Genomic DNA, 21,439 nt, shown 5'->3' with positions numbered 1-21,439 from the left:
GCCGCGTCCATGCCGTAAATCTGCGTTGTGGGCCGCCTGCTGACGGCGCGCCACTGGCGTTCGTCGTGAACTCGCCTGCAAAGCAGGCATGCCGCAGCTTCTCAAGCAGCGCAGCTATTTGCCGAGAGATACCAATTTTTCAGAGACTTATCGCAGATATGTCGCCGAATTGAAATGCGCGTGGGGCGTGCGATACCGATGATGCGGCCGAAGAAGATCAAGAAACCGAAACAGGCCAAACTATCAGGTCCTCAGGGCCGCCGGGTGAGGCCGATGCCGAAGATGTCGGGCAGTTCGCGCCGCAGCGCGGTCGAGATCAGCGAACTGGTGCGCCAGCGCGCGCAGGCCGACGCTGCGATCGCCGAGGCCCGCAAGTCCAATGCGCGGCTGCGCGAGGCGATCGACATCCTGCCGCAAGGCATCGTGTTTCTGGACCCCGAAGGCCGCTACACCCTCTGGAACAAGAAATACGCGGAAATCTACAAGCGCAGTTCCGACCTGTTCGAGCAGGGCGCGCGCCTCGAAGACACCATCCGCATCGGCGTCGCGCGCGGCGACTATCCCGAGGCCGCCGGGCGCGAGGAAGAGTGGATCGCCGAGCGGCTCGAGAAGATGTACCAGCCGGGCGAGCGGCATGAGCAGGTGCTGGCCGATGGCCGCGTGGTGCTGATCGAGGAGCGGCTGACCTCGGATGGCGGCATCGTCGGCCTGCGCGTCGACATCACCGAATTGAAGCAGCGCGAGGCGTCGTTCCGCCTGCTGTTCGACGGCAACCCGGTGCCGATGATCCTGTGCGCGCTCGACGGCGAGAAGATTCTGGCGGTCAACGACGCCGCGATCGCGCACTATGGTTACGTTCGTGCCGAATTCGAGAAGATGACGATCAAGAGCCTGCAGGCGTTCGATGCCGAGCTGCCCTGGGCCTCAGGCCGCAGCAGCGACGAGCAGGCGGCGCGGACCTGGAAGCATGTGCGCGCGGACGGCACGCTGATCGACCTGGCGATCTATTCGCGCCAGCTGATGCATGGCGATCAGCCGGCGATGCTGCTCGCGCTGATGGACATCACCGAACGCAAGCGCGCCGAGGCGCGGCTGGCCTTCATGGCCCAGCATGACAGCCTGACCGGCCTGCCGAACCGCAATCTGCTGCGCCAGCAGATGGAGGAGATGTTGCAGCACACCCGCCGCTCCACCGACAAGGTCGCGGTGCTGATGCTCGGGCTCGACAATTTCAAGGCGGTCAACGACACGCTCGGCCACGGCATCGGTGACAAGCTGTTGCGCGGGGTCGCCAAGCGCCTGCGCTCGACGCTGCGCGAGGAAGACGCACTGGCCCGGCTCAACTCCGATGAGTTCACCATCGTGCAAGGCGGCGTGATGCGGCCCGAAGACGCGGTGCTGCTGGCGCGGCGGATCCTCGATGCGATCGGCGAACCCTATCTGCTCGATGGCCATTCGGTGGTGGTCGGCGCCAGCATCGGGATCGCGATGTCACCGGGCGACGGCGAGGATTCCGAAAAGCTCTTGAAGAGCGCCGACATGGCGCTGTCGCGCGCCAAGAGCGAGTTCCGCGGCACCTTCTCGTTCTTCGAGGCCGAGATGGATGCGCGCGCGCAGAGCCGCCGCAAGATCGAGATCGACCTGCGCGATGCGATCCAGAATGAAGGGCTGCGGCCCTACTACCAGCCGCTGGTCGACCTCACCAGCGGACGCATCACCGGCTTCGAGGCCTTGGTGCGCTGGCCGCATCCGGAGCGCGGCATGATCTCGCCCGGCGAGTTCATTCCGGTGGCCGAGGAGACCGGTCTGATCAATCCGCTGGGTTCGCTGATGCTGCATCGCGCCTGCATGGACGCGGCGCAATGGCCCGACGACGTCCGCGTCGCGGTCAATCTGTCGCCGCTGCAATTCCGCACCGGCAACCTGCTGGCGCTGGTCACCGACGCGCTGCGGCAATCCGGCCTGCCGGCGCGGCGGCTCGAACTCGAGATCACCGAGACGCTGCTGCTCGAGAAGAGCAGCCAGGTGCTGGCGACGCTGCATGCGCTGCGCGCGCTCGGGGTGCGGATGTCGATGGACGATTTCGGCACCGGCTATTCGAGCCTGAGCTATCTGCGCAGCTTCCCGTTCGACAAGATCAAGATCGACCAGTCGTTCGTGCGCGACCTCGGCGCCAATCCGGACGCGCAGGCGATCGTGCGTTCGATCGTCAGCCTCGGCATCGGGCTCGGCGTCACCATCACCGCGGAGGGCGTCGAGACCGAGGCGGAGCTGAGCTGCCTGCGCGCCGAGGGCTGCCACGAGGGCCAGGGCTTTCTGTTCAGCCGCGCGCGGCCGAATGCCGAAGTCGTCAGCCTGCTGAAGGCGCAGCGCGTCGCCACCGCGCTGGTGGCGTAGCGAAGCTGCTTCGATTGCGTCATTGCGAGCGCAGTGAACCAATCCATCCGGGGCGTGTACTCATAAAGCCGGTACGCGCGTGCGCGAGAATAGCGAGGTTCCGGTTGACATGAAAGAGCGGACATCGACGACGCTTAAGTAGATGTCCGCAAAGGGCCGGACTCGGACATTGTTCATGATCGTCTAGCTCATGGGACGAAACTTGCCTCTTCGTAACGGCGACTTCCGTGCGAACGAGAAAGTACAGAACGAGAAATTGATCACTGTCGTCAGGAAGTCGCCGTAGGCCAGAACAGCCCGCTGCTTCCTCGCATCGACCAAGTTTGTGGCCGTCACCGCGCCGCTCAAGCCGAGAAAGCTATTCTCGAAATCCAGTCCTCCACGTCGGCAACGGGCCATGTGTGGATGTTAGCGAATCGGGTTTTCGGGCCCGCTTCCTGGCTTTCGGGCAAGTCGGGCGAGGCTTTCGGCCGCCCTCAATTCGAATGATTTGGCCATCTGTTGTTTCGCAACGACCAGTGACCTTTCGAAATGAGCCCGCGCCTGCTCCACATTCGGCGGTTCGCACGCCAGTGCCACTTCGCCCGCAATTTGATAGGCTTCCGCCTCCTGCCAGCATTCGCCACTCTCGCTGATCCTCAGCAACGCCTCTTCGTTACAGCGTTGCGCATCGCCAAGCCTTCCGATCCGAGCGTATGTCGCTCCCAATATGCTGAGATACCACGGCGCATAGGCGGTGGCGCCGGTGGATCGCATACCCGAAATCCCGGCCTCGATCATATCAGCGGCAGAGTGGTGCTGCCCCTCAAGGGCGAGCACCCGACCGCGCAACAGCTTGCCGTAAGCGTTCCAGAAGCGTGATCCCTTCTCGTCCGCGAGCTGCATAAGCTCGCGAGCGAGTTCGGCCGCGGAGCCGAGTTTGCCCATGTAGATGAGAGTGAGGGACACATGGGCCAGCGCATACATGAGCGTTGCGGCGTGGCCAAACTCGCGTGCCTCGCGGATAGCGCGCTCCAGGTCGGCCGTCGCGGCATCGGTGCGGCCCAGCGTCCACTGCGAAAAGGCGCGCCACGCCAATGCGGAGACGAGAACATCATGGCCAAACCGCATTGCAAGCGGGCGGTGCTCGGCGTGACAGTACGTCGTAACGACATGATCGAGCTCGGCTGAGCCGGCAGCCAGGTCTCCGGCGAGCACGAGGGAAATTCCCATCAAGAGATGCCCGATCATCGTTGGTGTACTTGCCTGCCGTTGTTCAGCGAGGGCCTGGAATTGGGCAGCCAGCTCCCGCGTAACATGGGCGTGGAACGACATGCGGCTTGCCACCCAGAATCCGTAAAGCACCGAAAAGAGCACGATGGGATCGTCCGTCGTATCCCCGAGCTTCTCTGCATGCTCGATCAAGGCGCGCGCCTGATCGAAAGCCGCTCTTGTCTCGGGAGCAGCATGGCCTTTGGTGTGGATCAGAGCGTTGGCAAGCTCGATTTGCAACGAGATTCGCTCACGGCGCAACGAGGCTGTCTCGGGCGACCTGGCGATCAGGTCAAGGGCACGTGCCAGCTGTTCCGCCGCTTCGACGAGCGCCGACCGGGAAAGCGACCGCCTTCCGGCCTTGCTCCACAGGTGTGCCGCCTTTTCTAGCAGGCCGGCTTCGGTGCAATGCCGGGCCAGCACTTCCGGTTGGCTCTCGGCAATGTCGACGAAATCGATTTCTATGGTCTCGGCAAGCACAAGGTGGAGCGCGCGGCGCTTCTCACGCAGGAGCGTGCCATAGGCGGCCTCCTGGATCAGCGCGTGATTGAAGACATAGTTCGAATCATGCGGGTCGCCCTGGCGAAACAGCAATCCCGCATCGACGAGACGGTCGAGCGCGCGGTTCAGCTCGGACTCCGTCAGTGGTACGATGGCGGCGATCAACGCATGGCTGAAGTCGCGACCGATTGCGGCTGCCATCTGTGCAACCTCCTTGGCGGGGCCGAGCCGGTCCAAGCGTGCCATCAGAGATGCGTGAAGGGTGGCCGGCACCGCACTTGCAGCCGCAGGGATTGCCCCGACGAGACGCGTTTCGGAGCCTGCCTCCAGCACGGCCTTGGTCATTTCCTGGACAAACAGCGGTATTCCGTCGGCGCGATCGATGATCTCCTTGCGAATGTGTGCCGGAAGGGGGTGCTCTCCGATCACCTCATCAACCAGAGCTTCGGTTTCGCGCGCACCAAGCCGGGTGATCGTCATCGCCGTGATATGAGGCCGAGCGGCCAAGGGTGGTGCAAGTTCGGGTCGAAACGTCGCAACCAGCAACACGGGAAGGGCGACAATCGCCTCGATGAGCTGACCAAGCAGTTCGAGGCTGGTCGGATCGATCCAGTGCAGATCCTCGAATATCATCAGAACCGGATTGGAGCGGGCCTGGCTCTGGATATCCAGCACGATCGCTTCCAGCATTCGTTGGCGGCGCAGCGCTGGCGTCAGCTCGTCGGTGGAATACCGGCCGTCATTGGCGAGTTGAAGCAGGTCGGCAAGCGCTGCCCTGTGTGCGATAGGTGCGGATGAGCGGCCGAGGGTCGCATCAAGCTTGTCGAGTCTCGTTTTCGCATCATCCTCGCGCGCAAGATTCGCGCGTCGTTCCATCTGCTTGACGATTGGATAAAGCGCCGAATTGGTGTGCTGCGGAGAGCAGTAGTAGCGCAGCTGCGTCGGCGCATCCGCGGCGACATGCTCCAGAATGGCAGCCACCAGGCGCGATTTGCCGATGCCGGCCTCGCCGGCAATGATGACGACTTGCCCGGCGTTCGCTCGAGCTCTGGACCAGCTCTGCTCCAGCACCGCACATTCGCGCTCGCGTCCGACGAGGGCTCCCAATCCGCGACGATAAAGGGCGTCGAAGCGGCCATCGATGGCGTTGGTGCCGTGGACGGCCCAGGCCTGAACCGGTCCAGCTAGCCCCTTGAGCTGTTGTGCCCCGAGACTCGTCAGCACAAATAGATCGCCGACCAGCCGTCGCGTTGCGTCCGCGATCACGACCATTCCAGGCCCCGCGACGGCCTGCAAGCGGGCCGCCAGATTCGGCGTTTCGCCGACAACGCCGCGTTCCTGGGCCTCTCCAGAGCCGACGATGTCTCCGACAACGACCAGTCCCGTTGCAATCCCGACACGCACCTCCAGTCGGCCGGAGGTCGCCGTTTCGAGCTTTCCGACCGCAGCAACGAGCCCAAGTGCTGCCTGCACAGCGTGCTCCGCATCGTGCTCGTGGGCCCGTGGATAGCCGAAATACACCAGCACGCCGTCGCCCATATATTTTGCAACGAAGCCGCCGTTCTGTTCGACGACGGCTGCGCAGGTGCGGTGGTATGCACCGATGATCTTCCGCAAATCCTCCGGATCGAGCTGCGTCGATAGGGCTGTCGAGCCGACGAGATCGCAGAACATGACCGTTAGCTGGCGCCGTTCGGCCGTATCAGAGACCGACTCCGTATACGGCGCGGAGGACTTATCGGAGGCGTGCAACTCGCGGATTGCACGGAGGATCTTCTTGCGATCGCCGAGGACGATGCCCAGTTCCCGAAGGTCTTGGTCGTTGAGTTCACCCAGGATGGAGATATCGATCCGATTTTCGCGAAACCGCTGGGCGTAAGCAGACATGCCCAGCTTCTCAAGCCACTCTTCGATCTGTTGCATTCGCTCCTCAACCGATTGCAATTTGGCGTGAGGGTGTCGCGGGATCAAGCAGGAAAGTTCCGAGAAAACGCCGGCCGCCTCATTTCCTTTTGGCCGATGACGTTGCCTCCAGAAGCAGTCGTTGGTCAACTTCTGCAATGGCCACAAGGCGGCATCCCCGCGGTCTGCACCGCGTGTCCGCTTCTCCTCGAAAGCGGGGGTCTCGGATTGATAGATGCGCGCCCCAGCCTCACGCGAAGCTAGATGGACTTCTTCGTCACTTCGTTCCACGCAACGGCGGTGGAAAGTATTGTAGCCGGTCGCTCGGCTTCCGCTTGTTCAAATGATACGTCAGCGCCAGCGCCACGCAGTGGCGCAGCGCTACCTCCGGAAGCCGGCCGTCGACATCGAGCAGGATCGCGCGGTTGCCGCTGTAGCTGAGCTCGGGATAGAGCTCGCGGAAGGTCTCGACCAGATTGGTCTGGCAGTGGAAGTAGATCGCAACTTGGCCAGCGGCCGGCTTCACCTGATCGATCCGGATCGTGCTGCCGCTGCCGGTCTCCGGCGTGAGGTAGCTCGGCTGCCCCCATTTCAGCGTCTCTTCCAGCGCGCCGACGCCCTTGGTCGTCTTCGCGGTCTCGAAGATCAGCCGCCGCAGCGCCAGCAGTTTTGTCTTCACGGGGGCAGGGTATCCGTCGAACAGCGCATCAGCCTTCGCTTGCGGTCCTCGTGCCGCCTTGCTGGTCGATGTCGCCGGCTTGCGCATGGTAGGCTCCACGAGGAGGACGTCCCACGTCTGTCTACCACAGCGCCTTGAACGTCATCCAGACCGCGACCGCTCAGGCCGCGTTGCGCAATCCGGCGAGGAACGTATCCACGCTGTGCGACAGCGCGGAGGCGTGATCGCCGAGCTGGCCCGATGTATCCAGCACATTGCCCGTGAGGGCGCGGGACTGGCCGGCGGCCTCGCTCGCGCCCGCGATATTGGCGGAGACCTCGAGGGTGCCGGAGGACGCCTGCTGCACGCTGCGGGCGATCTCCCGCGTCGCCGAGCCCTGCTGCTCGACGGCGGCGGCGATCGCGGTCGCGATGCCCGAGATCTCGCGGATGGTGCCGCTGATGTCGCCGATCGCGCTGACGCAATTGCCGGTAGCAGACTGGATCGCGCCGACCTGGCCGGCGATTTCGTCGGTCGCCTTCGCGGTCTGGCTCGCCAGTTCCTTTACCTCGGCGGCGACCACGGCAAAGCCGCGGCCGGCCTCGCCGGCGCGGGCCGCCTCGATGGTGGCGTTGAGGGCCAGCAGATTGGTCTGGCTGGCGATCGCGCTGATCAGGCGCAGCACGTCGCCGATCTTCTCGGCGGATGCGGCAAGGCTCGTCACCATCTCGGTGGTCTCCATCGCCTTGGCCACGGCATTGTCGGCGACGCGGCTGGAATGGGTGACCTGGCGGCCGATCTCGGTGATCGAAGAGGCCAGCTCTTCGGTTGCGGCCGCCACCGCGTTGACGCTGGCGGACGCCTCCTCGGACGCGGCGGCTGCCGCCGCGGTCCGTTCGGAGGTGCCGTTGACGCTGCTGGCGATCTCGCCCGCGACGCGCTGCATGGCGCTCGATGATTGCGCGACGGCGGCGACCATGCCCTTGACGTCGGATTCGAAACGGTCGGCCATCTGCCGCTGCAGCGCCTGCTTGTCGGCCGCAGCCTTCACCTTGTCGGCCTCCTGTGCATCGCGCAGCGAAGAGGTCTCGATCATGCTGCGGCGGAACACGTCGACCGCCTTCGCCATGGTGCCGAGCTCGTCACGGCGCTCGCTGCCGGGGATCGCAACGCTGGTGTCGCCGCTGGACAGGCGGTTCATGACGGCGGTGATCGCGGTCAGCGGCCGCGACAGGCCGCGGCCGAGCAGGAACGCGAGCAGCACGGCCGCGGCCAGGATCGCGACCACGCCGACGATCAGATTGCGCTGCGCGCTCGCGGCCGCGGCCTCATAGTCCCTGGTGTCCTTGACGATCTCGAGCACGGCGACCGGTTCGCCGGCATAGTTCTTGATCTGGCCGAGATAGAGCTCCACCGCATGGCCGTCGAGCGTGGCGTCGCGCAGCAGAGCCGCGCCATTCATTGTGCTCTTGAGCTCGTCCTGGGTCGCGACCACGGTGTCGCCGAAGGTGGACGACAGCCGCCTGAATTTCTGGCCGTCGAACGAATGCACGGCAAGGTCGATACCGAAGCGCTTCTTGGCGCGATCGACGAATTCCTTGCCGAAGGCGACGCCGATGTCGACATTGCCCAGCGTCTTGCCGTCGCGCATGACCGGGGTCATGCCGAAGATCGAAAGCGCTTCGCGGCCGGGCTCGACGCCGACGATCGGCTTGCCAGCCTTGATCGATTCCACCACGGTGATGCGCCGTGTAGAGGCGTCGTCGCCGAAGATTTTCGGCGTGTGGACCCGGTAGAAGCTGGTCGCCGGGGCCTGCCAGAACGAGATCAGCGGGATGCCCTGCGCCTTGATCGAGGCCCAGGGCGCGCCGAGCAGCTTGCCGAGGCCGTCGCGGTCGCCCTTGGCGATTGCATCCTCGACCGGCGGCAGGGCGGCGATGACGGCGGAAACCGCGAGCGCCGTGCGGCCTTCATAGTCGATCGCCGCAATCACGCTGTCATATTGCAGCTTGAGCTGCTGATCGAGCGCGAGCCGGGTCAGCGCCCGCTGCTGGCTGATGGAGAAGCCGCCGAGAATCGCACAGGCGACCGCAACGGTCAGTGAAATCGCCAGAATCAGGCGGGCGGCAATCGATCGAAGCGTGAACATGGGACGAGCGGGACTCCAGGCATTAGCGCCGGCCGCAAAGTCTCAGAAAAAGCTTAACAACCGGGTGTTGCACCGCCGAAAATTCGCGCCGGCAGCATCGTGCCGGTGCCTACTTTCGTACCATGCGGCTCAATCGAGCTGAGGTTTGGCTGATTCAGCCGGACCGCAGGCAGACGTTCAGAGAACTGCGCGCAAGCCAGGCGTTCGCCGGGCCACAAACCCGACAACGAGAAAGCTTGCCAGGATGCCCCCCAGACTGGCGGCTGCGAATTTGACGGCAATTGAAGCAGGGAGAAGGTGCAGCAAGCGCGTGATCGCAACCAGGATCGGCGCGTGCAAGACATAGACGCCGAACGCATTGCGCGTCAGGAAGCGCGCGATGGGTCCCTGGCCGTCAAAGCGGTCTCGATAGAGGATGATTGCCCCCAACGAGAGCGCAACACAGGTGAATGAGCGCCAGGCGTCGATGCCGGCAGCCTGCCAGTGCCAGCCCCCGCCATAGGAGGACACGTCGCCGCGCATGGCGCCGCCAGTAGCGATGAGGATGATCCACAGCGCGCCGCCGATCCAAAGGCCACTCCACCACCAGCGCCTTCCGACGCGTGATGGTATCTGGCGGAACCAGTCGCCTTTCCATGCGGCAATTCCGGCGGCATACATGAAGGGGTATTGCGGAAAGTCGTGCACATCGACGTTGAGAACAGTCGTCGCGTTCGGAAAGGCCGCGCCGACGACGAAGGTCACGATGGCAATCAGGGCCGCGTAACCCAGCACGGCCGCTGCCGAAGGCGGATCACGCGGCGCGAACTGGATCGGGCGCACCTGGCACAGCACTGCGTAGACGGCGGAGAACAGGAGAAGCACCAGGCAGAACCACAGGGGCCCCGAGCCGTCGAGCAGTTCCCCCGAACGAAAGTGCAGCCACCAGTCCTGGATGAACGTTCGCGGCGGGTCGGACCGCCACGACCCCGCGACGAAATACTCAGTCAGCGGGCCAATCAAGGTCACATAGAGCAGCAATGGCAGGCCAAGTCTTTGCAGCCGCTCGCGGACGAAGTGACGGACGCCATTGCGTGCAATGACGCCGGCTGAAAAGAAGCCCGCCAGGCCGAACAGCAGACCCATCGCCACCGCGTGCTGGAAGGATTGATAGGCGGCGAAGCCGATCTTCGCTCCGATACCCAGCTCCGGATGCTCGCGGTAATACCATGCGCCAAAGGGCGAGTAGGTCACGGCCGCGTGCATGACGACGACCATGCTGATCGCCGACCAACGCAGGTTGTCGATATAGAGCAGGCGATGGCTCGGTCTCTCTCCAGGCATGACCCGTCCTCCGGTTTGCGCCGGGATCAGGCCTCATGCCGAGGTCGGGGTCTTGCCGGAAGCCGTGTCGGACCTGGCCGATACCGGCAAACTATCGCCGATTGCGAAATCGGCCAGCGCGCGGCGGCGGAATTCAGTCGGCGTTTGGCCGGTTTGGGCCTTGAAGGCGCGATTGAACGGGCCGATCGATCCCCAACCGGCATCGAGGGCGATGGTGAGGACCGGGACGCGGGCTTGCGCGGGGTCGGACAACGCCTGCCGCGCCTCCTTCAGCCTGTGCTCGTTGACGAAATCAGTGAAGTTCCGATAGCCGAGGCGCTGGTTGATCGTTCGCCGGAGACGATATTCAGGCACGCCCAACCGCTCGGCCAGTCGATCCACCGAGAGCTCCGGGTCGCGGTAGGCACGGTCCTGCTCCATCGCCCGCCGCAGCCGCTCCGCCAGTTGGCGCTCCTCGGCGCTCATGTCGCTCGCCGCGATCGGGATCGTCGGGGCCCCTCGCGCTGCCGGTGCCGGATCGAGCGTCGGCTCGGGCATGACGGCACGCAGGCGTGTCATGGCGGCAACGATGGCGAGGCCCAGCACGGCCGAAAGCCCGGGGAGCCAGCCGACACCTACTGCGTCGAGCAGCGTCGTTGCCAGAATGACCAGACCCACGGCGCAGGCGAAGATGATCCTGAAGCGTCGCCGCCCCTCGACCAGGTCTGCTTTGCGTCCTGCAAGCACCCGGGCGGTTTCGATCACCACCACGATGAGCGTCACGGCATGCGTCGCATTCCACGCCAGGCTCGAGCCGGACAAGGTCGCCACCGCCGCGAGCGGCAAAACGGCAACGAAGACCGCCCACCGCCATGGCGTCGCCTCGGATGCATCCCCGAACACCGTCTCGGCCCACACGACGAAAATGCCTGCGATCGAGTTGCTGAGAATCCGCAGCGGAACGATCCACCAGGCGAGCCCGTCATGTAGTCCGGGAGCGGTTTCGACGAGGAACGCGATGACACACAGGTCGAACAGCAGTGTGGCGCGACCGATCGACGATCGAAGCGTGCCGGGAAGACCGATGATCGCAAGCAGGCCGATCAGCGCCAGTGCGGCGCCTCGGAGCCCGGTTTCGAGCAGCATTGGTGAACCTTCAAAGCCTTTCCGACGTGAACAATAGCCGGATGCAAGGCCGCAAGACACTGCGAAAGGCCGATCGTTGCATGGATGTGCTCCTCACCGTCCGCTTGTGTGGAGCCTACTCGGCGTCCTCATCAGGGGTAGATCGGCCTTGAGACCCCGCGCCGACCACCATAGAATTGAAGACCAGTAAGGCAAGGCTCAGCGCAGGACAATCACCCGCGCCTCAAGCCGGGAATAGCCCTTGCGATCGGTCCCTTGAACAGGTGACATCATCATGAGCATGGGTTTGGACCGCAAACCGCTGGTGCGCCGGACGGCGCCGCCGTCGGAAAGCGTCGTGGCGGACTGGTACGAGAACGCCAGCCTGCTCGATAGCTACAGCATTGACCTCAGTGCATCGGAACAGCCGAGCATGCGCGAGCTGGCGAGGCGGACGCTCCTCAATCCGCCCGCATGGCAAAAGGCGCTGATCGCGCTGCGCGACGCCATGGTGACGCCCTTCGGCATCAAGACCTCCGATACGGTCAGGACGTCCCCGGACGGCCATGAACGGGTCGACTTCTTCCCGGTGCACTGGGAGGGCAAGGATGAAATCGTGCTCGGTGCAGATGACCGGCATCTCGACTTCCGGCTGTCTCTGCTCCGGCGCCATTCTCCAATCGGCGCGTTGCTGATCGCGACGACCGTCGTGCATACGCACAATGCCCTCGGCTTCACCTATCTCAACGCGATCAGGCCGTTTCACCACCTCGTGGTCAGGGCCAATTTGGCACGCTGTGCGCAGACACAATTGCAGTAGCGCTGCATGGCGAATTGATGAGTGCGTGTCCTGGTTCAATCTGACTTCGGCACGTTTCAGCGCGCCGTCGGCGGTGCGCCCAGATTTCCCGCCAGGATCGCCTTGCCCGCGTCTTCATACTGCGTGTCGCGGGCCTGGATCTGCTGGGCGATCGCGTGCATGTCGCGAAACCGTCGCTCGAACGGATTCCTGGCGAATACCGCCGTTGCGCCCGACATGTGATAGGCGATGTCGACCACCGCGGCCGACTGGTGAATGGTCCAGGTCGAGGCGATGCGGATCGCGATGCGGTGGGCCTCGGTGATCGCTTCGCCGCGCGCGAGATCGCTCCAGACGTCGTTCGCCGTCGCATACAGATAGGCGCGCGCGGCGCGCAGGCTCGCTTCAGTGCGGCCGATCTGGCCCTGCACGGCGTTGTTGTCGCGCATCGCCTTGAGGCCCTGCGGGGTCTTGCCGCGGGCCAGCTCGGTCGCCGCATCCAGCATGGCGCGGGCGACGCCGAGCGAGGTGGCGGCAAAGCCCATGCTGAACACCATGTTGGTGGACAGCTTGTAGAGCGGGCCGCCCTCGCGGCACGCGGCCGGGTCGTCGCGCAGCGCGGCGAATGTCTCTGGAATGAAGAGGTTGTCGACCGAGTAGGAATCGGTGCCGGTGCCCTTCAGGCCGATCACGTCCCAGACGTCGTACATGGTCGCTTGCGACGCCGGAAACAGGATGGTGCGGATCTCCGGCGAACCGTCGGCCTTCCGGCGCGGCGTGCCGTCGGCCTCGACGATTCGAACATGGGCACCGAGCCAGCTTGCCTGCCGCGAGCCCGAGGCGAAATCCCAGCGCGCACTGGCGCGGTAGCCGCCGGGCTCGGCGCGGACTTCGTGTGCGATCGCGCCCCAGGCGAGGATGCCGGGCGCGGAGTTGAAAATTTCGTTGGCTACGTCGGGCTCGAGATAGGCCGCGGTCATGGCGCAGACGCTGCACTGGCCGAGGCACCAGGCGGTCGAGGCATCGGCCTTGGCGATCTCCTCCTGCATCTGCATGAACGCGTCCAGCGTCGCCTCGGCGCCGCCGAAACGCTTCGGCAGCAGCGCGCGATACAGCCCGTTCTCGACCAGGGCCGCGGTGACCGAAGGCGTCAGCCGCCGCGTCCGTTCGATCTCGTCGGCTTCAGCAATGATCAGCGGCGCCAGCGCGCGCGCCCGCTCGACAAGGTCTACTCCCTGCGGCTTGTTCATGCGTGTCCTCGGCGCCCCTTCTGAGGTTCTTGTTGGGCGGGGCAGGCGATGGTGGCCCATCCGGCAAAGGAGGGCAAGGCGGGGCGGCGCCGATGCAGATCAGCTATCCGTCGCTCGCGGCCGCGCGTGAGCGATCGACGCATCCGCGCTCAGGCGGCGGCGCGGCCGAGATCGAGCGACGGCTGTCGCTTGGTGGAGAAGCTCAGGGCCACCGCGACCGCGGCAAGGCCAATCGCGAAGGAACCGGCGTGCAGCCACGTGTAGCCGTGGAACGTGTCAAACACGTAACCGCCGGCCCATGGCCCGAGCGCCATGCCCAGACTCGCGAACGCCGACACCGCGCCGAACACCGTGCCCATGATGCGCGCGCCGAAGAATTCGCGCACCAGCACGGCATAGAGCGGCATCACGCCGCCATAGGCGAGGCCGAACACGACAGAGAGTGCGTAGAATTGGCCGAGCTGCGCCACCGCAAGATAGGTCGCGATCGACAGCGCCTGCACCAGCAGGCCGCCGACCAGCACCGGCTTGGCGCCGAGCCGGTCCGCCAGCACCCCGAGCAGCAGCCGTCCGCCGAGCCCGGAGAAGCCGGCGAGGCTGTAGACCGTGACCGCGGTGAGCGGCGCGATGCCGCACACCATGGCGTAGGACACCATGTGGAAGATCGGGCCCGAATGCGCCGCGCAGCAGGCGAAATGCGCCAGTGCGAGCGTGATGAATTGCGGCGTGCGCAGCGCCTGCGCCACGGTCCATTCCGCTTGCGGCGCATGGCTGGCCGTTGCGATCGCGACGCTCGATCCCTGCGGCGCCGGGCGCACCAGGAACGAGGCGGGGATCAGCAGCGCCCATGCGGCGATGCCGATCACGAGCATCGCGAAGCGCCAGTCATACGCCGTGATCAGAAAGCTCGCGGATGGCGCGACCGTCAGCGGCGAGACGCCCATGCCGGCCGACACCAGCGCGACGGCGAGGCTGCGATGCTTGTCGATCCAGGCGCTCGCGAGCGCCATCATCGGCGCATAGAAGCTGCCGGCGGCGATTCCGATCAGCACGCCGAAGCAGAGCTGGAATTGCCACAGGCTCTGCGCCTGGCTTGCCGTCACGAGGCCAAGCCCGAGCAGCAGGCTGCCCGCCAGCACCACGATGCGGGTGCCGAAGCGATCGGACAGCGCGCCCCAGGCGAACGCCGCAAAACCCATGCAGAGGAAATCCAGCGTCGCGGCCGCCGATACGCCGGCGCGCGACCAGCCCATCGCATCCGAGATCGGCTGCAGGAACACCGCGAGCGACAGCATGGTGCCGAAGCCGACGCAGGTCATCAGCGCGCCCGCGCCGACCACGACCCAGCCATAGTCGAACCGAGCGTCCTTGCTCATGCGTTTCCTCAGGCGCTGTTGTTTGTTGTGGCGCGCCCAGGGAGGATGGTGGCCTATCCGGGCTCCGGGGGCAATATGACGGGCAACATGCCTCTCATTCCGGGATCAGCGCATTGTGCGTTGCAGGCGCAGGATGTCGCAGCGACGCGCGGCTAGCCGCACTGCCAGGCCCGCCCGATCGGCGTCCAGACCCAGCACGGGCCATAGCTGCCGCCATTGTAGCGCCCGCCGCCATGGAAGCCGGGGCGGCCGAAATAGTGCCAATCGCCGCCATAGTAATATTCCGGCGAAAAGTCGGGGTAGCCGCGGGCGGCGCCGCGCGGGCCGAGCACCGGGATGGTCTGATTGGGCGGCTGCCGGTAGCCGGGCAGGAAGCCGTAGCCATGCCAGCGGGGGGGCTGCCGCTTCTTCGAGGAGGCGGCGGCGCTCAGGTCTGGCTGCAGCAAGGCGAGGATGACGATGAGGAGGGACAGAATGCGCAACATGTCAGGAGCTTAGTGGGGCGGACCCGCGATGGCGATTCAAATCATGGTGCGTTTTGTTGCTGGAGAATGGTCGGCGTGACGGATCCATTTCCCGTCATTGCGAGCGAAGCGAGGCAATCCATTGTTCCGCATAAGGGGGAAGATGGATTGCTTCGTCGCTATCGCTCCTCGCAATGACGGGCTGGACGGATCGTCAGCGCCTCAGCTGTCCACCTTGAGCGCGGCGATGAAGGCTTCCTGCGGGATGTCGACCTTGCCGAACTGCCGCATCTTCTTCTTGCCTTCCTTCTGCTTCTCCAGAAGCTTGCGCTTGCGCGTGATGTCGCCGCCGTAGCACTTCGCGGTGACGTCCTTGCGCAGCGCCCGGACGGTTTCGCGCGCAATCACCTTGCCGCCGATCGCCGCCTGGATCGGGATCTGGAACATGTGCGGCGGGATCAGCTCCTTCATCTTCTCGACCATGGCGCGGCCGCGGCCCTCGGCTCGGGTCCGGTGCACCAGCATCGACAGCGCGTCGACCGGCTCGGCGTTGACCAGGATCTGCATCTTGACGAGATCGGCCGGCTTGTAGTCGGTCAGATGATAGTCGAACGAGGCGTAGCCCTTGGAGACCGACTTCAGGCGATCGTAGAAATCGAACACCACCTCGTTGAGCGGCAAATCGTATTTGACCATCGCGCGCGAGCCGACGTAAGTCAGCTCCTTCTGAGAACCGCGGCGGTCCTGGCACAGTTTCAAGACGCTGCCGAGATATTCGTCCGGCGTCAGGATGGTCGCCTCGATCCACGGCTCCTGGATCTCGGCGATCTTGACCACGTCGGGCATGTCGACCGGGTTGTGGATCTCGAGCTCGGTGCCGTCGGTCAGCTTCATCTTGTAGATGACGCTGGGCGCGGTCGCGATCAGGTTGAGGTCGAACTCGCGCGACAGCCGTTCCTGGATGATCTCCAGATGCAGCAGCCCGAGGAAGCCGCAGCGGAAGCCGAAGCCGAGCGCGGCGGAGGTTTCCATCTCGAAGGAGAAGCTGGCGTCGTTCAGGCGCAGCTTGCCCATCGCCGCGCGCAGTGTCTCGAAATCGTCGGCATCGACCGGGAACAGGCCGCAGAACACCACCGGGATCGCCGGCTTGAAGCCCGGCAGCATCTCGGTGACCGGCTTCCTGTCGTCGGTGATGGTGTCGCCCACCCGCGTATCGGCGACTTCCTTGATCGCCGCGGTGATGAAGCCGATCTCGCCGGGACCGAGCTCCTCGACCTGCTGCATCTTCGGCGTGAAGAAGCCGACGCGCTCGATGTCGTAGGCCGCGCCGGTGCCCATCATGCGGATGCGCTGGCCCTTCTTCATGACGCCGTCGACGACGCGGATCAGCACGACCACGCCGAGATAGACGTCGTACCAGCTGTCGACCAGGAGCGCCTTCAAGGTCGCGTCGCGGTCGCCCTTCGGCGGCGGCAGGCGGGTGACGATCGCCTCCAGCACGTCGGGCACGCCGACGCCGGTCTTGGCCGAGATCATCACGGCATCCGAGGCATCGATGCCGATCACGTCCTCGATCTGCTGCTTGACCTTCTCGGGCTCGGCAGCGGGCAGGTCGACCTTGTTGAGGACCGGCACGATCTCGTGATTGTTGTCGAGCGCCTGATAGACGTTGGCGAGCGTCTGCGCCTCGACGCCCTGGCTGGCGTCGACCACCAGCAGGGAACCCTCGCAGGCCGCCAGCGACCGCGAGACCTCGTAGGCGAAGTCGACGTGGCCGGGCGTGTCCATCAGGTTGAAGATGTAATCCTTGCCGTCCTTGGCGCGGTAGTTCAGCCGGACGGTCTGCGCCTTGATGGTGATGCCGCGCTCGCGCTCGATATCCATCGAATCGAGCACCTGCTCCTTGCCCGCCATCTCGCGATCCGACAGGCCGCCCGTCATCTGGATCAGGCGGTCGGCAAGGGTCGACTTGCCATGGTCGATATGGGCGACGATGGAGAAGTTGCGGATGTTCGAAATCGGGGCGGTTGTCATGGGGCGCGGGATAGCATCCGCACCCCCGCGCGGGCAACCATATTGCGGTATTTTGCAGGGGTGTGACGGCGAATCACGGGGGCGTTTCCGGCAGAGTTGCAATGATCGATTTTCGGGCACGTTTCTGCTAGGTCTGGCGCCCCGAAATCGTGGATTTGACGATGCGCTGGACCCTTCTCGCCGCCGGATTGCTCGCAATGTCGTTCGTGCAGCCTGCGGCCGCCGACAAGCGCGTTGCGCTGGTGGTCGGCAATTCGACCTATCAGAACGTGTCGCGGTTGCAGAACCCGAAGGACGATGCAGAGCTCGTGGCCGGCACGCTGCAGCGGCTCGGCTTTGCGCTGGTCGGCGGGCAGGCCCAGGTCGACCTCGACAAGGCCGGTTTCGATGCCGCGATCCAGCGCTTCGGCAGCCAGCTGATGGGCGCCGATGTGGCGCTGTTCTATTACGCCGGCCATGGCATCCAGGTGCGCGGCACGAATTATCTGGTGCCGGTCTCGGCGAACCCCACGCGTGAGGCCGATGTCGATTTCCAGATGGTCGATGTCGGCCTGGTGCTGCGGCAGATGGAAGGCGCGGGCACGCGGCTCAATATCGTCATCCTGGACGCCTGCCGGAACAATCCGTTCGGCGGCCGCGGCTTGCGTGCCGCCGATGGTGGCCTCGCCCAGATCCGCGCGCCGGAGGGCACGTTGTTGTCCTATGCGACCCAGCCGGGCAACGTCGCGCTCGACGGCGATGACGGTCACAGCCCCTACACGCGCGCGCTGGTCGACACCATGCAGAAGCCCGGGCTCGACGTATTGCAGGCCTTCAATCAGGTTGGCCTCGTCGTCAAACGCGCGACCGGCAACGCCCAGCAGCCCTGGGTCTCGACCTCGCCGATCGACGGCTCGTTCTATTTCGCCGGCAACGCGCCGGCGCAGGTCTCGACAAATCAGGTCGCGACCGCCGATCCGCCGGCGACGATGATCCCGCCGCAGCAGGCGCTACCGTCGCCAAGCCCGCCTTTGCAAAGCGTGCCGCCGGCGGTGCGCACGCAATCGGATTTCATCATTCCGGACTCCGACAGCCGCCTGTTGTCGGGAGAGCGATCTCAGGGCGCTGAGCAGGGACGATCTGCGGATCGCGCGGAACGAAATCTTCGCGCGGCGCGGGCGCTACTTCAACGCGCCCGACCTGACCGCGCGGTTCAGCAGGTTCGCATGGTACGTGCCCCGCTCATGGGATCCGCCGCTCAATGCGATCGAGAGCGCGAATGTCGCGCTGATCGATCGCTTCGAATCCGGTGGCGGTGCTGCGCCGAGCGGTTTCATCTTCCCGGATTCCGATCGGCGTCTCTTGACGCCGGCCGATCTGCGCCGGCTGTCGCGCGACGAGTTGCGGATCGCACGCAACGAGATCTTCGCTCGCAGGGGACGCTATTTCGATTCCGCCGATCTCAAGGCCTATTTCGCCCGCTTCCCCTGGTATGCGCCGAACAGCTGGAATCCGAAGCTGAACGCGATCGAGGAGGCCAATGTCACGCTGATCGACCAGGCCGGAAAGCGCTGAAATGGCCGCGCGCTGGCCCGCCTGCATCGTTGCTCTGCTGGCGCTGCTGCCGCCGTTCGCACACGCGCAGAGCAACAGCGAATTGCTCGACCGCCTGGTGCGCGCCTATCCCGATGCGCTGTCGGGCCATGACGACACCACGATCACCTGGCGCGACGGCACGGTGATGCCGGCCGACGATGGCGTCTCCGGCAAGCCGTTCGACCAGTTGCTGCGCAATGCCTCGATCCTCGACCAGATGCGGCAGCCTTATCCGTCCGGGCCGGCGGCGCCACCGGCCCCGAATGTCGATCCCGGTCGTTTCCGCAACGAGGCCTTCTTCAAGAAGATGTATGGCGATTGCAACACGGCCGAGGTCAGGCGGAACCTGGTGACGATCACCTGGCTGCCGCGATCCTGGGGCAAGCCGGTCCAGGTCACCCGGGTCAACGGTGTCGCCGACCGCCTCAAGCAGGTCTCCGCCGAGATCGACGCGCTCGATCCGGCGCTGCGCGCCGCGGCCTTTCCGATCGCGGGTGTGCTGTCTTGTCGCGCCGTCGCCGATACCGGGCGGATGAGCATGCACGGCTATGCGGCCGCGATCGACCTCAACCTGAAGGTCTCCGATTACTGGCTGTGGGCGGGCAAGGGCAGTGGGACCATCCCCTACAAAAACCGGATGCCGCGCGAGATCGTCGACATTTTCGAGCGCCACGGCTTCATCTGGGGCGGCAAGTGGTATCACTACGATACCATGCATTTCGAGTACCGCCCGGAGCTCCTCGAGAAGTGAATCGGTCGGTTGGAGGCGTTCTCACGCCAAGCTGATTACACTGGCCACAAAAACGCGCTAAAGCGCGGCGAAACGCCGGTGAGCAATCACTCATCGTTCCTTCCGCTTCCATTCGGTATGATCCTTCCGGGAAACCGCTTTCCACGTTTCCGGGTCATGCCTCAGGCACAGGCCATGTCGACCGCCACCGCTCTTCCTGCCGCAAGGCGCACCACCCGCAGACTGACGATCCGGCGGATCGCCGCCTGGATAGCCTCGCGCGCCGTCGATCCCAGGACCAGCCTGTGGTTCGTGATCGGCTTCGCATTGGTCCACGCGGTGCTGTGGACGCTGATCCTGGTCAAGCTCAAGGCTGCGCAGGACGTCCATATGGATGTCGCGGAGGCCTATGCCTGGGGCCAGCGCTTCCTGCTCGGCTATGGCAAGCATCCGCCGCTGTCGGGCTGGATCGCCGGGATCTGGTTCAGGATCTTCCCCGTCACCAACTGGTCGACCTACGCGCTTGCGATGGCAACCGTCAGCTTCGCGCTGGTGGTGTGCTGGCTGATCGCACTGCGCGTCGTCGATCGCCGCCGCGCGTTCTTCATGGTGGTGATGCTCGCGCTCTACCCGATCTTCAATTTCAAGGGGTTCAAATACAACGCCGACCTTGCGCAGCTGGTGCCGTTGCCGCTGCTGGTGCTGGCCTATCTGAACGCGTTCGAGAAGCGCAGCTTCAAATCGGGGCTCTTGCTCGGCTTTGCCGGCATGCTGGCGCTGATGACCAAGTACTGGGTGGTGACGATGATCGGCGCCATCGGGCTTGCCGCGCTGATCCATCCGCAGCGGATGCAATTCCTGCGCTCGCCGGCGCCGTGGGTTGCGATCGGCACGATGGTCGTGACGATGATCCCGCATCTGGTCTGGCTGGAAGAGGTGAACTTCGTGCCGTTCACCTATGCCGGCGACGTCTACGCGCTGTCGAGCCGCGAGCTCAACATCCAGCTCGTGATCGGCTACATCGTGCACAATCTTGGCCTCCTCGCGATTCCGACCGTGCTGGGCTTGGTGGCGCTATTGCTGGGCTCGGTGCCATGGCGGCCGTCGGACGTGCTGGCGCGGATCTGGTCGCGCGGACCCAATCCGGCCGTCAACCTTCCGCAGGCGCTCAACGTCTGGATCATCCAGTCGATCGTCGCGATCGGGCCGCCGCTCGGCGCGCTGGCCTTCACCGTCTACATCAAGACCGATTGGGGCATCCCGCTGTTCTTCCTGGTGCCGCTTGCGCTGGTTGCGATCCCCTCGCTGCGTTTCCCGCGCATGGCGCTGTTCTCGATCACGGCGGTGTGGTTCGTGGCCACGATCGTCACGCTGATCGCCGCGCCCAGCATCGCGACGCAAGAGATCGCGTCCAACCGTGTCGGCGGCTCGACCTACGCCGCGCGCTCCGAATTGGCGCGCGAGCTCACCGAGACCTGGCAGAACAGATTCCATTCGCGCTGGGCGGTGGTGGTCGCACGCTCCGACATCGGCGAGCCGATGACGTTCTACAGCCCGGATCATCCGGCCTCGCTGGTGCCGGGCGAAGCGTGGTCGTCGGGGCTGACGTCGCTCGACGAAGCCAGGCGCCTCGGCTTCATCGGCGTCTGCGACACCACCGATCCGGTGTTCCTGCAGCCATGCGAAGCGTGGATGGCGGAGCATGCCAAGGATGCCGAGCCGATGGTGATGAACACCATGCGCTTCTTCAACGGCCATCCCGGCCCGTCGACGATGTGGAAGGTCTATCTGGTGCCGCCGGCGAAGTAGTCGTTCGGGGCATCGGTGCGGCTTCCGTCTTCCTGTGAAGCTTTCACCGCCGTCATTGCGAGGAGCGACAGCGACGAAGCAATCCATTTTTCCACTTGTGGCGCGATGGATTGCTTC

Annotated in this window: 14 protein-coding genes and 2 pseudogenes; 6 read left to right on the top strand and 10 right to left on the bottom strand. The window is 64.9% G+C overall.

The window, feature by feature from the left end:
• The first annotated feature begins 282 nt into the window (after positions 1-282).
• Entirely contained in the window at positions 283-2,397 is a 2,115-nt protein-coding gene (locus ACVISU_RS16910; protein WP_456710836.1) for a putative bifunctional diguanylate cyclase/phosphodiesterase, read from the top strand.
• A 237-nt stretch (positions 2,398-2,634) separates the two neighbouring features.
• Here the strand turns inward: ACVISU_RS16910 and mscL are convergent.
• The 6 genes and pseudogenes from mscL to ACVISU_RS16880 all read right to left on the bottom strand — a co-directional run.
• Positions 2,635-2,778 (bottom strand): annotated as a pseudogene (gene mscL / locus ACVISU_RS16905) (large conductance mechanosensitive channel protein MscL); the annotation flags it as partial.
• 27 nt (positions 2,779-2,805) lie between these two features.
• The gene (locus ACVISU_RS16900; protein ID WP_456707660.1) at positions 2,806-6,072 is read right to left on the bottom strand and encodes an adenylate/guanylate cyclase domain-containing protein; all 3,267 of its coding nucleotides are present in this window, start codon (positions 6,070-6,072) and stop codon (positions 2,806-2,808) included.
• A 256-nt stretch (positions 6,073-6,328) separates the two neighbouring features.
• On the bottom strand, positions 6,329-6,817 hold the full coding sequence (locus tag ACVISU_RS16895; protein WP_456707659.1) for a DUF1801 domain-containing protein: 489 nt from the start codon (positions 6,815-6,817) through the stop codon (positions 6,329-6,331).
• 73 nt (positions 6,818-6,890) lie between these two features.
• A complete protein-coding gene (locus tag ACVISU_RS16890) occupies positions 6,891-8,858 on the bottom strand; it encodes a methyl-accepting chemotaxis protein (RefSeq protein ID WP_456707658.1) in 1,968 nt (655 codons plus the stop codon).
• Between the two features lie 177 nt (positions 8,859-9,035).
• Entirely contained in the window at positions 9,036-10,181 is a 1,146-nt protein-coding gene (locus ACVISU_RS16885) for an acyltransferase family protein (protein WP_456707657.1), read from the bottom strand.
• A 33-nt stretch (positions 10,182-10,214) separates the two neighbouring features.
• Entirely contained in the window at positions 10,215-11,306 is a 1,092-nt protein-coding gene (locus tag ACVISU_RS16880; protein ID WP_456707656.1) for a helix-turn-helix domain-containing protein, read from the bottom strand.
• Between the two features lie 274 nt (positions 11,307-11,580).
• Here ACVISU_RS16880 and ACVISU_RS16875 point away from each other — a divergent pair, with 274 nt between their 5' ends.
• Positions 11,581-12,105 carry a DUF2867 domain-containing protein gene (locus ACVISU_RS16875; protein ID WP_456707655.1) on the top strand — a complete coding sequence of 175 codons (525 nt, stop codon included), beginning with the start codon at positions 11,581-11,583 and terminating at the stop codon, positions 12,103-12,105.
• 56 nt (positions 12,106-12,161) lie between these two features.
• Here the strand turns inward: ACVISU_RS16875 and ACVISU_RS16870 are convergent, their stop codons facing one another.
• The 4 genes from ACVISU_RS16870 to lepA all read right to left on the bottom strand — a co-directional run bounded on the left by ACVISU_RS16870 (position 12,162) and on the right by lepA (position 17,208).
• Positions 12,162-13,334, bottom strand: a complete 1,173-nt coding sequence (locus tag ACVISU_RS16870) for an acyl-CoA dehydrogenase family protein (protein WP_456707654.1) — start codon at positions 13,332-13,334, stop codon at positions 12,162-12,164.
• 149 nt (positions 13,335-13,483) lie between these two features.
• On the bottom strand, positions 13,484-14,710 hold the full coding sequence (locus ACVISU_RS16865) for an MFS transporter (protein WP_456707653.1): 1,227 nt from the start codon (positions 14,708-14,710) through the stop codon (positions 13,484-13,486).
• A 152-nt stretch (positions 14,711-14,862) separates the two neighbouring features.
• Positions 14,863-15,195, bottom strand: coding sequence for a hypothetical protein (locus ACVISU_RS16860; protein WP_050405983.1), 333 nt, complete (start codon positions 15,193-15,195; stop codon positions 14,863-14,865).
• A gap of 201 nt (positions 15,196-15,396) precedes the next feature.
• Positions 15,397-17,208 carry a translation elongation factor 4 gene (gene lepA / locus ACVISU_RS16855; protein WP_050405984.1) on the bottom strand — a complete coding sequence of 604 codons (1,812 nt, stop codon included), beginning with the start codon at positions 17,206-17,208 and terminating at the stop codon, positions 15,397-15,399.
• Between the two features lie 161 nt (positions 17,209-17,369).
• Here lepA and ACVISU_RS16850 point away from each other — a divergent pair.
• The 4 genes and pseudogenes from ACVISU_RS16850 to ACVISU_RS16835 all read left to right on the top strand — a co-directional run.
• Positions 17,370-18,047: pseudogene (locus tag ACVISU_RS16850) on the top strand (caspase family protein); the annotation flags it as partial.
• 208 nt (positions 18,048-18,255) lie between these two features.
• Positions 18,256-18,762, top strand: a complete 507-nt coding sequence (locus ACVISU_RS16845; protein WP_456710835.1) for a YARHG domain-containing protein — start codon at positions 18,256-18,258, stop codon at positions 18,760-18,762.
• 1 nt (position 18,763) lies between these two features.
• On the top strand, positions 18,764-19,534 hold the full coding sequence (locus ACVISU_RS16840; protein WP_456707652.1) for a M15 family metallopeptidase: 771 nt from the start codon (positions 18,764-18,766) through the stop codon (positions 19,532-19,534).
• A gap of 174 nt (positions 19,535-19,708) precedes the next feature.
• A complete protein-coding gene (locus ACVISU_RS16835; protein ID WP_456707651.1) occupies positions 19,709-21,322 on the top strand; it encodes a glycosyltransferase family 39 protein in 1,614 nt (537 codons plus the stop codon).
• The last annotated feature ends 117 nt before the right edge of the window (positions 21,323-21,439 follow it).

The sequence above is a fragment of the Bradyrhizobium sp. USDA 4452 genome (assembly GCF_054063575.1).
Note: the sequence above shows the minus strand (reverse complement) of the source record. Positions and strands in the feature narration are given on the sequence as shown.

Excerpts from the sequence above, each read along its gene's own strand:
- ACVISU_RS16890 (WP_456707658.1), bottom strand. The coding sequence starts at position 8,858 with ATGTTCACGCTTCGATCGATTGCCGCCCGCCTGATTCTGGCGATTTCA.
- ACVISU_RS16840 (WP_456707652.1), top strand. The coding sequence starts at position 18,764 with ATGGCCGCGCGCTGGCCCGCCTGCATCGTTGCTCTGCTGGCGCTGCTG.
- ACVISU_RS16870 (WP_456707654.1), bottom strand. The coding sequence starts at position 13,334 with ATGAACAAGCCGCAGGGAGTAGACCTTGTCGAGCGGGCGCGCGCGCTG.
- lepA (WP_050405984.1), bottom strand. The coding sequence starts at position 17,208 with ATGACAACCGCCCCGATTTCGAACATCCGCAACTTCTCCATCGTCGCC.
- ACVISU_RS16865 (WP_456707653.1), bottom strand. The coding sequence starts at position 14,710 with ATGAGCAAGGACGCTCGGTTCGACTATGGCTGGGTCGTGGTCGGCGCG.
- ACVISU_RS16895 (WP_456707659.1), bottom strand. The coding sequence starts at position 6,817 with ATGCGCAAGCCGGCGACATCGACCAGCAAGGCGGCACGAGGACCGCAA.
- ACVISU_RS16900 (WP_456707660.1), bottom strand. The coding sequence starts at position 6,072 with ATGCAACAGATCGAAGAGTGGCTTGAGAAGCTGGGCATGTCTGCTTAC.
- ACVISU_RS16910 (WP_456710836.1), top strand. The coding sequence starts at position 283 with ATGTCGGGCAGTTCGCGCCGCAGCGCGGTCGAGATCAGCGAACTGGTG.
- ACVISU_RS16835 (WP_456707651.1), top strand. The coding sequence starts at position 19,709 with ATGTCGACCGCCACCGCTCTTCCTGCCGCAAGGCGCACCACCCGCAGA.
- ACVISU_RS16885 (WP_456707657.1), bottom strand. The coding sequence starts at position 10,181 with ATGCCTGGAGAGAGACCGAGCCATCGCCTGCTCTATATCGACAACCTG.
- ACVISU_RS16860 (WP_050405983.1), bottom strand. The coding sequence starts at position 15,195 with ATGTTGCGCATTCTGTCCCTCCTCATCGTCATCCTCGCCTTGCTGCAG.
- ACVISU_RS16875 (WP_456707655.1), top strand. The coding sequence starts at position 11,581 with ATGAGCATGGGTTTGGACCGCAAACCGCTGGTGCGCCGGACGGCGCCG.
- ACVISU_RS16880 (WP_456707656.1), bottom strand. The coding sequence starts at position 11,306 with ATGCTGCTCGAAACCGGGCTCCGAGGCGCCGCACTGGCGCTGATCGGC.